A 14,401-nucleotide genomic window follows, 5' to 3' on the forward strand; every position below is an offset into this window, starting at 1 on the left:
TAAAATACTTTACCATGAAAAAACTTATTGCCCTATGCGCCATGATGGCGATGTTCCTTGGCCTGAGTACAAAAGCTACTGCGCAAGACTTTGATCCAAAAGCGATGGTTCAACGTCAGCTTGACCGTTATTCTACGGAATTAAAACTGACTGATGATCAGGTTAAAAAATTGGAGCCCATTATTTCCTCTCGTATGCAAAAAATGATGGAATTCCGTCAGGCTGGCATGGAGCGTGAGCAAATGATGGCAGAAATGAAGAAAATCAATGATGGCCAATTAGAATCGTTGAAAGGTATTTTTACTCCAGAGCAATTGGAAAAATACTTCACACTGCAGAGTCAAATGCGGCAGGGTGGACCTAGAAACTAATTCAAGGCCTTAATTACGCCATGAAAACAAAAATCCTTTTACTTATAGGGCTGGTCTTCATCAGCCCTATACTTTTAGTAGCTAATCCCATTCGGGTGGGAATAGCCGGGATGACGCATGACCACGTGGGTCAGGCATTGCGTGCCGCACAAAAAAATGCGGATGTGCAGATTGTAGGATTTGCCGAGAAAAATAAAGACTTGGCCATGCGCCTGCTCAAGGAATACCATTTGCCTGAATCCCTTTGGTTTCCTGATTTAGAAACATTGATTGCCCAAACGAAACCAGAGGCCGTTTGTGCGTTTAATAGCATTTACGAACATTTGGAAGTGGTTCAAACCTGTGCGCCGAAAGGCATTCATGTCATGGTGGAAAAACCTTTGGCCGTCAATATGGATCATCTGGCTCAGATGAAAGCACTGGTTAAAAAACATCCGATAGCCTTATTAACCAATTTTGAAACGACTTGGTATCCCTCCCATGCCAAAATGTGGGACATGCTGAAAGTGGAAAAATCCTTGGGAGATCTGCGCAAGGTGGTCATCATGGATGGTCACAATGGTCCCGTAGAAATTGGTTGTTCGAAAGAATTCCTAGCTTGGTTGACTGACCCTAAAATGAACGGCGGAGGAGCATTGATTGATTTTGGATGCTATGGCGCCAACATCATGACATGGCTCATGGAAGGTCAAAAGCCCATTTCGGTTACGGCAGTCAGCCAGCATTTAAAGCCCCACATCTATCCCAAAGTGGATGATGAAACCACCATTATTTTAAACTATCCTAGCTGTCAAGCCATCATCCAAGCATCTTGGAATTGGCCATTTGACCGAAAAGATACCGAATTATATGCCAGCAAAGGTATTTTAGTGGCCGATAAGTCCAAACAAATGAAGTATATTTCCGAAGGTCGATTTGGCAAAGAAAGCCTCCTTCAATTATCCCCATTAGCACCTGAAAAAGCCCATGTATTTGCTTATCTGGCGGCCGTCGTGCAAGGCAAAATAGATCCCCAAAAGGATTTATCCTCCTTAGCCATCAATGAAATTGTGGTAGAAATATTATCTGCTGCGACAGAATCTGCAAAAACTCACAAAACCATATTTTTAAAATAACATGAAAGCTACTTTACTCCTACTTTTATTACCGATGTTGGCCTTGGCCCAGAAACCCATGAAAATCAACGGCAAAGACATTGGTATGGTTTCATTTACTTACCGCAATAGTTTCTCCAAAGACATGGTCAAAACCTTGGATACCTTACAAAGTCAGGGAATTACCGACATGGAATTTTCTAGTTTATTTGGCAAAACGGCCCAAGAAGTACGTGGCTTATTGGATGAAAGAGGCATGAAATGTACTTCTTTTGGAGTGAGCATGGCTGATGCATTAAACAAGACAGATCAGGTGGGGGAAAATGCGAAAACCTTAGGCGCTTCCTTTGTTCGCGTGGCATGGATTCCTCATACAGGTCCGTTTACCTTAGAAATGGCTCAAAAGACAGCTCAGGAATTCAATCAGATTGGTAAGGCCTTAAAAGAGAAATATGATTTAACCTTTTGCTACCATAACCACGGCTTTGAATTTGAGCCTTATGGAGAGGGTACTTTGTTTGATTACTTGGTTCAAAACACGGATCCAAAATATGTTAGCTATGAAATGGACATCCTTTGGACTTTTTTCCCAGGTCAAAATCCAGCTACACTGTTGGAAAAATACGGCAATCGATTTAAATTGATGCACTTGAAGGATTTGAAAAAAGGCGTGCAAGGAAATATGTCGGGTGGTACTTCTGTTGAAAATGATGTAGCTTTAGGAACGGGCCAACTGAACATACCTGAAATCATGAAAGCGGCTAAAAAAGCCAAAATTCAGCATTATTATTTAGAAGATGAAAGCTCTAGATATCCTGTTCAGACCCGTCAAAGCAGAACCTATTTATCGAATTTAAAATAATATGACAAAGCGTTTTCTTTACCTATTGATTTTACAACTAGCCATCCTTAGCCCGCTTATTGGGCAACAAGCTATTGAAAAGAAAATCCAAACGGATTTGATTTTAGCAGAAGATGGAAGTACCATACAATTAGAAGAAGGTACTTTTCAGATTTCGCAAAGTCTATCCATGGATGGTAAAAAAAACATGATCATCCGAGGTAAAGGAATCGATAAAACCATACTTTCTTTTAAAAATCAAGCAGGAGGTGCCGAAGGCATAAAAATCACTAATTGTGAGAACATCATTTTGGAAGATATGACGGTTCAGGATTCCAAAGGTGATTTAATTAAAACCATGCATGTGAAAGGCATCACATTTCGCCGCATCAAAGCCGAATGGACAGGTAAGCCCTCTCCTAGCAACGGTAGCTATGCGCTTTACCCCGTGCTTTGTGAAAATGTATTGATAGATAGTTGCATTGCCATTGGGGCCTCCGATGCGGGCATTTATGTAGGCCAGTCGAAGTACATTGAAGTGAAAAATAGTACCGCATTTCAAAATGTGGCTGGCATTGAAATAGAAAATTCTCAATTTGCGGAGGTGCATCACAATAAGGCCTATGGCAATACAGGAGGTATTTTGGTCTTTGATTTACCTGATTTGGTACAGAAAAAAGGTGGTCATGTGAAGGTATACCAAAATGAGGTCATAGAAAATAATTTAGCCAATTTTGCCCCAAAAGGAAACATTGTGGCTCGGGTTCCCAAAGGAACGGGCATGCTAGTTTTAGCGACGAGTCAGGTGGAAATTTTCAACAATAAGATTCATCAAAATAAAACCATGGGCGTAGGAATTATTTCTTACCACATGACAGAAAATAAAATCACGGATTTGGAATATGACCCCTATCCTACGGCCATTGAAATCCGCGACAATGATTTTGAAAGAAAAGCCGGTAGAGTTCCTGCCAAAGGTCGATTTGGTCAGATGTATCGCTTCAAACTGAAATTTGGCAGACAGGTACCCAATATTGTGTATGATGGCATTTTAGATCCAAAACGATTGGATTCCAGCGGTGAATATTTTCCTTCTTATCGGATTTGTATTCGAAACAATACGAATCAAAGCTTCGCCAATATCGATGCAGAGCACGATTTCAAAAACATACAACGCGACGTCAGTTTGTACGATTGCCATCTTCAAGCATTTAAGACACTTCGTTAATCATGAACAGGTCTTTTCGTTTAGGCTTGATGATTTTGGTATGGATGAGCTTTATTCAGGCTAGTTCCATCCAAAAAAACACGGCTGGCTATGTCATAAAATTATCTGACTATGGGTTTTTCAAAGGTGATTTAAAAGATCAAAATCCACAGGACGGCGTGATTCCTTACCAATTGAATTCCCCCCTTTTTTCCGATTATGCATCCAAACTCCGCTTTATCAAATTACCAGATGGAAGTAAAGTAGCCTATAATGCAGATTCGGTATTCCAATTTCCGGTAGGTACTGCCCTCATTAAAACCTTTTATTATCCCAAAGAGGAAGCTAATCCTTCGGCAGGCAGAAGGATCATGGAAACTCGGGTGTTGATTCGTCAAGAGAAGTCGTGGGTGGCCTTGCCTTATATTTGGGATGAAGCTCAAAGTGAAGCTACCCTAGAAGTAGCAGGAGGTTCTTCTCAGGTTAGTTGGAAAGACAAGCAAGGCATACTAAAACAAGTCAATTATCAGGTTCCCAACATGAACCAATGCAAAGGTTGCCATGAACGCAGTGCTAAGATGAGCCCGATTGGTCCTTCGGCCCGACAATTAAACGGTGACTTTCATTATACTTCCGGGAAGCAAAATCAATTGGATTTCTGGACAAAAGCAGGCATTTTGAGTGATTTACCTCATTTCAATGAAATTCCAGCGCTAGTCAATTATTCCGATGAAAGTAAATCACTCGATGAACGAGCGAAAGCCTATTTAGATATCAACTGCGCGCATTGCCATAACCTAACAGGGTCAGCACGTTCCTCTGGATTATATCTACATTGGAATTCAAAAGATAAAACAGCCTATGGCTTCATGAAAACACCAGTAGCAGCTGGAAGAGGGTCAGGCAATTTGAAATACGACATTGTTCCTGGCAAAGCCAAGGAAAGTATTTTGGCCTACCGCATGGATTCGGTAGATCCTGGGGTCATGATGCCTGAACTAGGTCGTAAAATGAAGCATCAAGAAGGAATTAAATTGATTCAAGATTGGATAAACTCCTTAGCACATTAACATGAAAATAAACATTCTTTTCCCGCTTTTGCTGGCTTTGTCCTTGGTTTTTCCGAGTTTGGCTCAAAAGAAAAATACGCAAAAACCCAATATCATATACATCTTAGCGGATGATTTGGGGTATGGGGATATTTCCATTTACAATCCCAAAGGGGATAAAATTGCCACACCCCACATTGATCAATTGGCCAAAGAAGGCATGCGCTTTTTAGATGCCCATTCTGCTTCTGGAGTTTGTACGCCCTCCCGCTATGCCATCATGACGGGTCAATATCCTTTCCGAAGTAAATTACCTACTGGTGTTTTAAGAGGCTACAGTCGCAGCTTGATTGAAAAAGAACGCGTAACGGTGGCCTCTTTTCTAAAAAGTCAAGGTTACCAAACTGGCGTGGTTGGAAAATGGCATTTGGGTTTGGACTGGGCCGTCAAACCTGGTTTTGAGGGTAATTTAACTCAAGTGAATTATGGCATTCAGGAAGAAATGAAGCCCGAGCACATTGATTATGACCAAGACCCTACAGGTGGTCCTGCAGCGGTGGGTTTCGACTATTCCTATATTTTGCCCGCATCCTTGGACATGCCGCCTTATTGCTATTTGGAAAATCAACATTTGGTGGAAAAGCCCACTGCCTATACGGATGGCAATAAATTAACCTCAGGTTATACCGGACCTTTTTGGCGAGAAGGCAAAATGGCACCCAATTTTGATTTTTATGGCGTCATGCCCCGATTCATCGATAAGTCCAAAGCGTTTTTGACACGTCAAAAAGCCAATCAACCCTTTTTCTTATATATCCCCTTTTCGGGTCCTCATACTCCTTGGGTACCCCAAAATAAATTCAAAGGAAGCTCCAAAGCGGGCGAGTATGGTGATTTTGTTCAACAAGTGGATGCTTCGGTGGGGCAGCTCATGAAAACCTTAGATAGCTTAGGCTTGAAAGAAAATACCATAGTTATTTTTACCAGTGATAATGGTCCCTATTGGAGAGAGAATTTCGTGAAAGAATTCCAACATCAGGCGGCAGGAGCATGGCGAGGAATGAAAGGAGATGCTTTTGAAGCTGGGCACCGAGTGCCATTCATTGTTCGTTGGCCCAAGAAGGTCAAAGCCAAAAGCACATCTCAAGCCTTAGTTTCTCAAACCAGTTTATTAGCTACTTGCCAACAGATCCTTGGACAGCCAACCAGCAAAAATGATAGTTATGGTATTTACCCTTTACTGACTCAGAAAAGCAAGGATATTCCAGAACAAGAGGCATTGGTATTCACCACCTCCATTGGCTACTTGGTTGTCCGACAAGGCGAATGGAAATGGGTAGAAGGCTTGGGATCCGGTGGTTTCACGAACCCGAGAAATGTCAAAGCCACCAATCACATCACAGGTCAATTATTCAACTTAAAACTAGATCCCAAAGAATCCGAAAACTTGTTTGAGAAATATCCGGAAAAAGTGAAGGAGATGCGGGAGTTACTTCAGCGGATTAAGCATATAGAATGAAGAATGTAGAATGTAAAATAAAGAATGTAGAATGTAGAATTGAGTGCTAAGTTTAATTTATTATTTTCATCTAACTCTAGATAAATTTGATGAAAGCGTAGAATCTTTTTCTGAAAAATTCTACATTCTACATTCTTCATTCTACATTGTTATTTTGCCAAAACGATATTCACAATCCGCTTAGGAACCACGATGATCTTACTGGGTGTTTGTCCATCCAAGACTTTTTGAACTTGAGCATGAGCTAAAACGCCTGCTTCAACTTCGGCAGGACTAGCCGTGGCAGAAAAAGATAAAGTTAATTTCACTTTTCCATTGAATGAAATCGGGTAATTAAACTCATCTTCAACCAAAAAGGCCGCATTGAACTCAGGGAATTTAGCTTTGGAAATACTTCCTGCCTCCTCACCCAAGGCCAGCCATAACTCTTCTGCCATGTGAGGGGCATAAGGAGATAATAAAAGCACTAAATCCTTTAATATAGCTTTCTTATGGCATTTCAAATGGGTCAAATCATTGACACAAATCATCAAGGTAGAAACCACCGTGTTGAACGAATAACGCTCTAAATCTTCGTGTACTTTTCGGATGGCTGCATGCAATACTTTCAATTCTTCTGGCTTGGCAGGAGCATCATCCAATTTCACTTTTTGCGTTGTTTCATCAAAGAACAAACGCCACACCTTTCTTAAGAAATTATGAGAGCCTGAAATACTGTTGGTATTCCAAGGTTTAAATTGCTCCAATGGTCCCAAAAACATCTCATAGACACGTAAGGTATCTGCACCGTATTTGGCAATCAAATCATCAGGATTCACGACGTTGTACTTGGATTTGGACATTTTTTCCACTTCCCAGCCACATAGGTATTTACCATCTTCCAACACGAAAACGGCATCCGCAGGAACATCGTTTCGAGAGGATTTGAAGGCCTCAACGTTCAACATATCATTTTCCACAATATTGACATCCACATACAAAGCTGCCACATCATATTGATCCTTTAGCCCATGAGAAACAAAAGTAGCTGGACTCACATTTTTCACTCGATAGACGAAATTAGATCTACCTTGGATCATTCCTTGATTGATTAATTTCTTTGCAAACTCCTCTTCCTGCACATATCCCAAGTCTTTCAAGAATTTATTCCAAAAACGAGAATACAATAAGTGCCCCGTAGCATGTTCAGAACCTCCAATGTACAAATCCACCGCTTTCCAATAATTCACTGACTCTTGCGATGCAAATTCTTGTTCATTTTGGGCATCCATATAACGGTACCAGTACCAAGAAGAACCCGCCCAACCCGGCATGGTCGACCATTCATAGTCGTACTGACCATGGTATTTCCAAGCATCTGCTGCACGACCTAAGGGTGGTTCGCCAGTTTCTGTTGGTAGATATTTATCAATCTTAGGAAGTTCTAAGGGCAATTCACTTTCCTGAATCAAATAAGGCAATAAATCACCTTTGGAATTCGGTTTAAAATAGACAGGAACGGGTTCTCCCCAATAACGCTGACGTGAAAATACTGCATTGCGCATGCGGTACTGAATCTTAGCTTTACCAATGCCCTTTTCTTCTAACCAAGCGGTTAAAATGGGAGTAGCCTCTTGATAGGTCTTTCCATTGATCAATTCGGAATTGATGTATTTCCCTTCTTTGGTCGCATCAGCTTGTTGATCTATATCCTTCTGAGCATCCAATATTGGGATGATCGGTAAATTAAAATGCGTCGCAAAGTTCCAGTCACGCTGATCTCCCGAAGGTACACCCATCACGGCTCCAGTACCATATCCAGCCAAGACATAATCAGCCAAATAAATAGGCACACGCTCTGCGTTGAACGGATTGATGACAAATGAACCTGTAAATACGCCGCTCACTTGTTTTACTTCCGAAACACGATCCAACTCAGAACGAGATTTCGCCCAAGTCACATAAGCCTCCACAGCCTCTTTTTGCTCCAGCGTAGTCAATTCATTCACCCACTCATGTTCTGGTGCTAAAACCATAAAGGAAACTCCATAAATGGTATCCACACGGGTCGTAAATACTTTGATTTTTTTATGAGAAAGCGCAGGATTATCGATATCAAAATCTACTTCTGCACCAATGGATTTTCCAATCCAGTTGCGCTGTTGTTCTTTCAATGAATCTGACCAATCTACCTCTTCCAACCCACGCAATAGTCGGTCAGCATAAGCCGTGATACGCATGGACCACTGACGCATTTTCTTTTGTTCTACTGGATGTCCACCACGCTCTGAAACACCATCTTTGACCTCATCATTGGCCAAAACGGTCCCTAAAGCAGGGCACCAGTTCACCACCGAATCATCCAAGAAAGCTAAACGGAAAGACAATAAATAAGCATATTTTTCTTCTTCAGAATACGCATTCCACTCCTCGGCGCTGATACGTTTTACCTCTTCATCACAAACGGCTTTTACTCCAATAGAGCCCGATTTTTCAAAAATTTGAATCAAGGTATCGATCGACTCCGCCTTATCGGAAGCCTGATTATACCAAGAATTGAACAACTGCATGAAAATCCATTGAGTCCATTTATAATAGGAAGGATCTGAGGTTCTCACTTCTCTCGTCCAGTCAAAGGAAAAACCCATGTTTTTCAATTGCTCAATGTATCGAGCGATATTTTGCTCGGTGGTAAGTGCAGGATGTTGCCCTGTTTGAATCGCATATTGCTCAGCAGGCAGACCAAAGGAATCAAATCCCATGGGGTGTAAAACCTCAAATCCCTGTAAACGCTTGTAGCGCGAGATGATATCAGATGCAATGTACCCTAGCGGATGCCCGACGTGCAATCCTGCCCCAGATGGGTAAGGAAACATATCCAACACATAATATTTAGGTTTATTCGGATTTACCTGTGCTTGAAAGGTATTATTTGTCTCCCAAAAAGACTGCCATTGCTTTTCGATTTCACGAAACTGATACTCTGTACGCATAAATTTTTATCATTTTAAAAAAGGAATGCAAATTAGGGCTTTTTTATGAAAAAATATTTACTCTACTTTATTGGTAGATTAGATAAAGTCTACTATTTTTGTAGGCGAATTTACCTTACGAGTAAGCATTATGTCCCTAAATACTCCTCCTAGTTCAGATACAAAGAGAAAATTCCCGAGCATTTTCAATGCGGTGCAAACCATTTGGAAACGGGAAAGAAGTATTACCGAAGTGATTATTCACATCAGTAATGCGCTGGCTTTGATGATCGTGGGACACATCCTGTTTACCTATGTAACCTTTGCTAAAATGGAAGTGGTCTTCTCTTCCATCAATTCTGAAATTTTGTATTACATCTTAGGAGGTTTTTTAGCCCAAATGATTGATGGGGCCTTAGGCATGGCCTATGGTGTTACAGCTACCACCTTTTTACTATCCGTGGGTATTTCTCCTGCCGCAGCTTCTGCCAGTGTTCATGCTTCCGAAGTATTCACTTCGGGCGTTTCAGGTTACATGCACTTGAAATTCGGAAATGTCAATTCTAAGCTTTTTAAAACCTTAGTGATTCCGGGTATCATTGGAGCCATCTTAGGAGCTTATGTGATTTCTAGCCTAGAAGAATATGCGGGATATATCAAACCCATCGTTTCTATCTACACCTTATTTCTGGGTGCCATCATCATCCGTAAGGCATTAATTAAAAGACAGGAAAAACGTCAATTGAAAAAAGTAGGGCTTTTAGCGCTATTTGGTGGCTATTTGGATTCCATTGGTGGTGGTGGATGGGGACCCATTGTTTCCTCTACTTTGATTGCTTCGGGGCGTCATCCCAAATACACCATTGGCAGTGTCAACCTTACTGAGTTTTTTGTTTCTCTAGCCTCTTCTTTGACCTTCTTTACGGTCATTGGACTAGGCTATTGGCAGGTGATCATAGGCTTAATTCTTGGCGGCGTAGTTGCAGCTCCGATTGCAGCTCGTTTGGCCAACAAACTTCCGATCAAATCCATGATGATATTAGTGGGTATGGTGATTATCATTGTTAGCCTTCGTCAAATTATCCTCGGGGCTGATAAATTCTTTTAGTCGATCAGCAAACGCTTCACGATGGTCTGACCGGCCTGATTTTCCCAGCGGACAAATACCGTCCCTTGAAATCCCTTAGGTAATTGAATGGTCTTGGTTTCTTTGGCTTGAATGGCTATGGAATTCATCATAACTCTTCCTTGTAAGTCTAAGAAGGTCAATTCCCCAGCAGCCTCACTCATCACAAAAATAGGCCCTTTACCAGGATTTGGCCAAACTTGTAAGCGATCTTGATTTAGTAGTTCAACAACTGGGTTAGCACTTATATTTTCCAATAACTGAACACCTCCAGCACCTAAACCAAGGCTAAGATCCATTTTGCCATCCCCATTCCAATCGGCTGCACTCGGCCAAACGCGCTCACCAAAATCGGCTGTCCATGTAAATGCTTGTGATCGTGTAGCACTTTTCCCATCCAAACTGAAGTTGATTAATTGTGCTTTGCCGATTCGATCAAATACCAAACATTCCATTTTACCATCCCCATTGACATCCAAGAAGCTGAGGCTTTTCGGAATGAAATTCAAATCTTGAAGCAGATTAGCCCAGTTGGCATTGTCCAATTGCAAGGATTTATCTGTTTGAAATTGATAGGATCGTATTCTTCCCGACTTTTCTAACACCAATAAATCCAATTTTCCATCTTGGTTCCAATCGACAAACAGGACTGTCTCTCCCACTTGCAGAACGGATACTGGGATTTCTTGCCATTTATTATCTATGGTATAAAGAGCCAGCTTTGCCCCTACAAAAGTTTGATATGAAATCAATAGCTCTTTCTTTCCATTTCCATCCCAATCTACTGCTTGAGGAATGATTTCCGTAGCTTGTATCACTGCGCTAAAATTGCCAAAGTCTGTACTCTTCAAAAGCAAAGATGCTTGTTGGGCTGTCCCCACATTTTCATAATAAGTCAAACTTGCCCTTACACCCCTAGCTCCCCGAATACCGCTATTCCCGATTAATAGGTCTAGATCTCCATCCTCATCGGCATCCCACCAAAGAGGCGCCGCATTTTCTCCTACGTCCAACATCTGATCTTGCAGGAAGGCAGAGTTCTTTTCCACCCAATTACCTCCTTCCAACTGGTAATAAGCTAATGATTGTTGGAAATTTTGGCTAAACAAAGCATTGTCATAGGTATTACTCGATACCAACAAGTCGAATTGACCATCAGCATTGACATCTTGAGGAAAAGCCGAGGCAAAAGCACCTACTTGAACGGGGTTTCCCGTGGGAAAATGGTAATTCAATTGGCTGAATTGAGGCTTAGAAGCTGTACCTGTATTGATTAAATGAATGAGATTCTGACAGGAAACATGGCCAAATAAGAAGTCAGGTAACCCATTTTTATTGGGCAAGATTGCCAAACTATTCCCTGAATGCATCACCTGATTAGGACTTTTTACTTGAAAAGGAATATAGCTTGTACTACAAGATTTCCCTAAAACCACATCTTCACAATCATTGTGAATAAAGTCGCCCCAACAATCTACTGTTTTCTTGAACTGAATCAATCCTGAACCTTTAGTAGCGACATTTTCATGAAACTCCACATAATGTCCTGCCGGTTCAAAGGCCAGCACATCCATATCCCCATCACCATCCACATCACCAATGGCCGGAATATCGGAAGCGGCTATATACAAATTTATTTTACCTGAGAAGCCTTCGGAATACACAGGATCGGCCAAAATTTGAAATGAGATATTCGCCCCCGATGTATTTTGGTATATCTTCATTCCTGCCGGAGCCGAACAGAATAAATCTTTTTTGCCATCTTGATTATAATCCACCAAGTGAAACCAGTTTTCTATTTTGGGAAAATGGGATTCATATAGAGGACTGTAGACCTGTGAAATTTGACCCGATGCATTTTTAACGCGCAAAAAAGTACTCAATTTTTGGGTGCTCCGATCGAAAATCACCCAATCTTCCAGTCCATCCGCATTTAAATCCATACTTTCCACTTGGACAGAATTAAAACCTCCTGCCCATGGATTGGCTAAAAATGATTGATTGACTTTCACAGGGATTTGCGAACTTTGCTTCCAAGATGGTGCCTGGGCAAGTATTTCCGAGCTTAGGAATCCAAAAAATAAGAATACTAAAAATTTCATTCGATATTTGTAAGCCAAAAGCCCTGGTAATCTAATTTATGATGAAGACCTCTAATGTAACACTTTTAGACAAATTTTTACAAGCTAGTGGTGTATCTACGGATACTCGTAAGATAGCTCCAGGTAATCTATTTTTTGCTCTAAAAGGTCCCAATTTTAATGCCAACCAATTGGCAGAAGAAGCATTATCCAAAGGTGCCGCTTATGCCGTGATTGATGATGAAGCTTTTGCTCACATCCCTAACACGCTGTTGGTAGAAGATGGATTACAAGCTTTGCAAGATGTAGCCCGACTATACCGACAGACCTTACAGATTCCTATCATTGGATTAACGGGGTCAAATGGTAAAACGACGACCAAAGAACTATTATTTTCTGTGTTGTCTCAAAAGTTTCATTGTTTTGCTACTGCTGGAAATTTAAATAATCACATTGGCGTCCCTCTATCTATTTTGGCCATCCAATCCAGTCATGAAATAGCGGTGATTGAAATGGGTGCCAATAAACAAGGAGATATTCATGAACTAGTGAATATAGCCCAACCGACACATGGTTTAATTACCAACATCGGTAAAGCTCATTTAGAAGGTTTTGGAGGAGTAGAAGGCATCAGAAAAGGGAAAGGTGAATTATTTGATTTTTTAGCGCATCATGATGGAACGGTGTTTTTACCTGCTGACAAAAACGTAGTGCATGACATGCATGCTGAAAGACACTTTAAAAATACTATCATGGCCAATGAGGCCTTGTATACCGAATTAGTGGAGGCTAAGCCTACCGTGGTTTACCAAACGCGAGAAGAAATACAAGTTCGCAGTCATTTACCGGGTATCTACAACTTCGAAAACATTCAAATGGCTTTGGCCGTGGGGAAATATTTTGGACTCAGTGATGAACAATGCCATGAAGGGATTCGGACTTATATTCCAACTAACCACCGTTCACAGTATATTCACATCGGTAGCAATCAAGTTTTGATGGATGCTTACAATGCCAATCCTTCGTCTATGTCGGCCGCAATCCAGCATTTTGCCGAAACGGAAAGCAGTCCTAAAATTGTCATTTTGGGTGACATGTTTGAATTGGGGGATGCTTCTGCGGAGGAACATGCAGCATTGGGTGAATTAATTGCCCAGCAACATTTCGACAAAGTTTTGTTGGTGGGTCAGCATATGCAACATGCCTTGATTCATTTACCGAAGGCCTATTATTTTCCAGACAAATTTGGCTTACACAATTGGTTACAAGATCATCCGATTAAAAATAGCTTTTTGTTGGTCAAAGGTTCTAGGGGTATTTCTTTGGAAAGTGTATTGCCGTTTTTGGAATAGTATTTTGATTCAAGCTTATTTCAAGGTAGGACTGAAAGACCGCTAATTGTCTTCTTAATAATCAGGTACACCACCTGCTTAGTTGAATGTACATCGTTCATTGGGACAAATCTTTCCTACTTCACAATGCTGGCAGACAACAAAAATATTGTCGGCAAACTTCTGACTCACACTTGATCTTTGTCCATTCACCTCAATCACCAGAATGGCATCGTATTCTTGTTTGGACAGTACATTAATCTCATTATTGAGACCTAATCCTACTTGAACCACGTATTGCAAGAAAGAACTTGAATTGTCCTTGACAGCGACCATTTTACAACTATTGCCCACCGCTACCTCAGATAAGGTTTTTTTGAATTGTACTTTTAGCTCTCCCAAACGGTTGGGAATAGGATCTCCGTGGGGATCATATTCAGGAAAATCCAAGAATTTGTCCAATTTATCGACCAACTTTTGTGAATGAATATGTTCCAATTGCTCAGCCACATCATGCACTTCATCCCAGCTAAACTCCAACTTCTCATACAAGAAAGTTTCCCAAAGGCGGTGCTTGCGAATAATATACGTGGCAATTTTCTTACCATCAGCACTCAATGTGATTTTCCCGTATTTTTCATAATCGACCAATCCTTTTTCCTTCAACTTTTTGAGCATGTCGTTCACAGTAGCAGGTTTGACCATTAAGGAAATGGCTAATTCATTTGTCCCTACGGCTTCACTCCCACTATCAAATGAAACTTTAAGCAATGCTTTTAAATAATTTTCTTCGGTATAAGATAATTGCATGAATGAAAAAAAGGATTAATA

General features: G+C 41.0%; 11 protein-coding genes. 8 read left to right on the forward strand and 3 right to left on the reverse strand.

Features of this window, described 5'->3' with window-relative positions; translation table 11 throughout:
- Positions 1 to 14: 14 nt before the first annotated feature.
- From U0R11_RS10225 to U0R11_RS10250, 6 genes are read left to right on the forward strand one after another with little or no spacing between them, the layout of a single operon-like run.
- Positions 15 to 371, forward strand: a complete 357-nt coding sequence (locus U0R11_RS10225) for a hypothetical protein (protein WP_406751594.1) — start codon at positions 15 to 17, stop codon at positions 369 to 371.
- A gap of 20 nt (positions 372 to 391) precedes the next feature.
- A complete protein-coding gene (locus U0R11_RS10230; RefSeq protein WP_406751595.1) occupies positions 392 to 1,486 on the forward strand; it encodes a Gfo/Idh/MocA family protein in 1,095 nt (364 codons plus the stop codon).
- A 1-nt stretch (position 1,487) separates the two neighbouring features.
- Positions 1,488 to 2,327 carry a sugar phosphate isomerase/epimerase family protein gene (locus U0R11_RS10235; RefSeq protein ID WP_406751596.1) on the forward strand — a complete coding sequence of 280 codons (840 nt, stop codon included), beginning with the start codon at positions 1,488 to 1,490 and terminating at the stop codon, positions 2,325 to 2,327.
- A gap of 1 nt (position 2,328) precedes the next feature.
- Entirely contained in the window at positions 2,329 to 3,534 is a 1,206-nt protein-coding gene (locus U0R11_RS10240; RefSeq protein ID WP_406751597.1) for a parallel beta-helix domain-containing protein, read from the forward strand.
- Positions 3,535 to 3,536: 2 nt separating this feature from the next.
- Complete coding sequence (locus U0R11_RS10245) at positions 3,537 to 4,583, forward strand: SO2930 family diheme c-type cytochrome (RefSeq protein ID WP_406751598.1); 1,047 nt, start codon at positions 3,537 to 3,539, stop codon at positions 4,581 to 4,583.
- Position 4,584: 1 nt separating this feature from the next.
- Positions 4,585 to 6,081 carry a sulfatase family protein gene (locus U0R11_RS10250; protein ID WP_406751599.1) on the forward strand — a complete coding sequence of 499 codons (1,497 nt, stop codon included), beginning with the start codon at positions 4,585 to 4,587 and terminating at the stop codon, positions 6,079 to 6,081.
- Positions 6,082 to 6,230: 149 nt separating this feature from the next.
- Here the strand turns inward: U0R11_RS10250 and leuS are convergent, their stop codons facing one another.
- Positions 6,231 to 9,053 (reverse strand): leucine--tRNA ligase, encoded by a 2,823-nt coding sequence (gene leuS, locus U0R11_RS10255; protein WP_406751600.1) that lies wholly within the window; start codon positions 9,051 to 9,053, stop codon positions 6,231 to 6,233.
- A 130-nt stretch (positions 9,054 to 9,183) separates the two neighbouring features.
- On the opposite strand from leuS, the gene U0R11_RS10260 reads away from it, so the two are divergent.
- Complete coding sequence (locus U0R11_RS10260; protein WP_406751601.1) at positions 9,184 to 10,140, forward strand: sulfite exporter TauE/SafE family protein; 957 nt, start codon at positions 9,184 to 9,186, stop codon at positions 10,138 to 10,140.
- Here the strand turns inward: U0R11_RS10260 and U0R11_RS10265 are convergent.
- A complete protein-coding gene (locus U0R11_RS10265) occupies positions 10,137 to 12,260 on the reverse strand; it encodes an FG-GAP repeat domain-containing protein (RefSeq protein WP_406751602.1) in 2,124 nt (707 codons plus the stop codon). The genes U0R11_RS10260 and U0R11_RS10265 overlap by 4 nt on opposite strands.
- 41 nt (positions 12,261 to 12,301) lie before the next feature.
- Between U0R11_RS10265 and U0R11_RS10270 the strand changes: the two genes are divergently transcribed.
- Positions 12,302 to 13,591 carry a UDP-N-acetylmuramoyl-tripeptide--D-alanyl-D-alanine ligase gene (locus U0R11_RS10270; protein ID WP_406751603.1) on the forward strand — a complete coding sequence of 430 codons (1,290 nt, stop codon included), beginning with the start codon at positions 12,302 to 12,304 and terminating at the stop codon, positions 13,589 to 13,591.
- A gap of 78 nt (positions 13,592 to 13,669) precedes the next feature.
- Here the strand turns inward: U0R11_RS10270 and U0R11_RS10275 are convergent, their stop codons facing one another.
- Positions 13,670 to 14,380, reverse strand: coding sequence for a metal-dependent transcriptional regulator (locus tag U0R11_RS10275; RefSeq protein WP_406751604.1), 711 nt, complete (start codon positions 14,378 to 14,380; stop codon positions 13,670 to 13,672).
- Positions 14,381 to 14,401: the final 21 nt, after the last annotated feature.

Origin of the sequence: Aquirufa salirivi (genome assembly GCF_045310485.1) — a bacterium.
Classification (GTDB): domain Bacteria; phylum Bacteroidota; class Bacteroidia; order Cytophagales; family Spirosomataceae; genus Aquirufa; species Aquirufa salirivi.

What these genes read in the sequence shown, in the direction of transcription:
- U0R11_RS10265 (WP_406751602.1), bottom strand. Translation starts at nt 12,260, where the DNA reads ATGAAATTTTTAGTATTCTTATTTTTTGGATTCCTAAGCTCGGAAATA.
- U0R11_RS10275 (WP_406751604.1), bottom strand. Translation starts at nt 14,380, where the DNA reads ATGCAATTATCTTATACCGAAGAAAATTATTTAAAAGCATTGCTTAAA.
- U0R11_RS10225 (WP_406751594.1), top strand. Translation starts at nt 15, where the DNA reads ATGAAAAAACTTATTGCCCTATGCGCCATGATGGCGATGTTCCTTGGC.
- U0R11_RS10245 (WP_406751598.1), top strand. Translation starts at nt 3,537, where the DNA reads ATGAACAGGTCTTTTCGTTTAGGCTTGATGATTTTGGTATGGATGAGC.
- U0R11_RS10270 (WP_406751603.1), top strand. Translation starts at nt 12,302, where the DNA reads ATGAAGACCTCTAATGTAACACTTTTAGACAAATTTTTACAAGCTAGT.
- U0R11_RS10240 (WP_406751597.1), top strand. Translation starts at nt 2,329, where the DNA reads ATGACAAAGCGTTTTCTTTACCTATTGATTTTACAACTAGCCATCCTT.
- U0R11_RS10250 (WP_406751599.1), top strand. Translation starts at nt 4,585, where the DNA reads ATGAAAATAAACATTCTTTTCCCGCTTTTGCTGGCTTTGTCCTTGGTT.
- U0R11_RS10230 (WP_406751595.1), top strand. Translation starts at nt 392, where the DNA reads ATGAAAACAAAAATCCTTTTACTTATAGGGCTGGTCTTCATCAGCCCT.
- U0R11_RS10260 (WP_406751601.1), top strand. Translation starts at nt 9,184, where the DNA reads ATGTCCCTAAATACTCCTCCTAGTTCAGATACAAAGAGAAAATTCCCG.
- U0R11_RS10235 (WP_406751596.1), top strand. Translation starts at nt 1,488, where the DNA reads ATGAAAGCTACTTTACTCCTACTTTTATTACCGATGTTGGCCTTGGCC.
- leuS (WP_406751600.1), bottom strand. Translation starts at nt 9,053, where the DNA reads ATGCGTACAGAGTATCAGTTTCGTGAAATCGAAAAGCAATGGCAGTCT.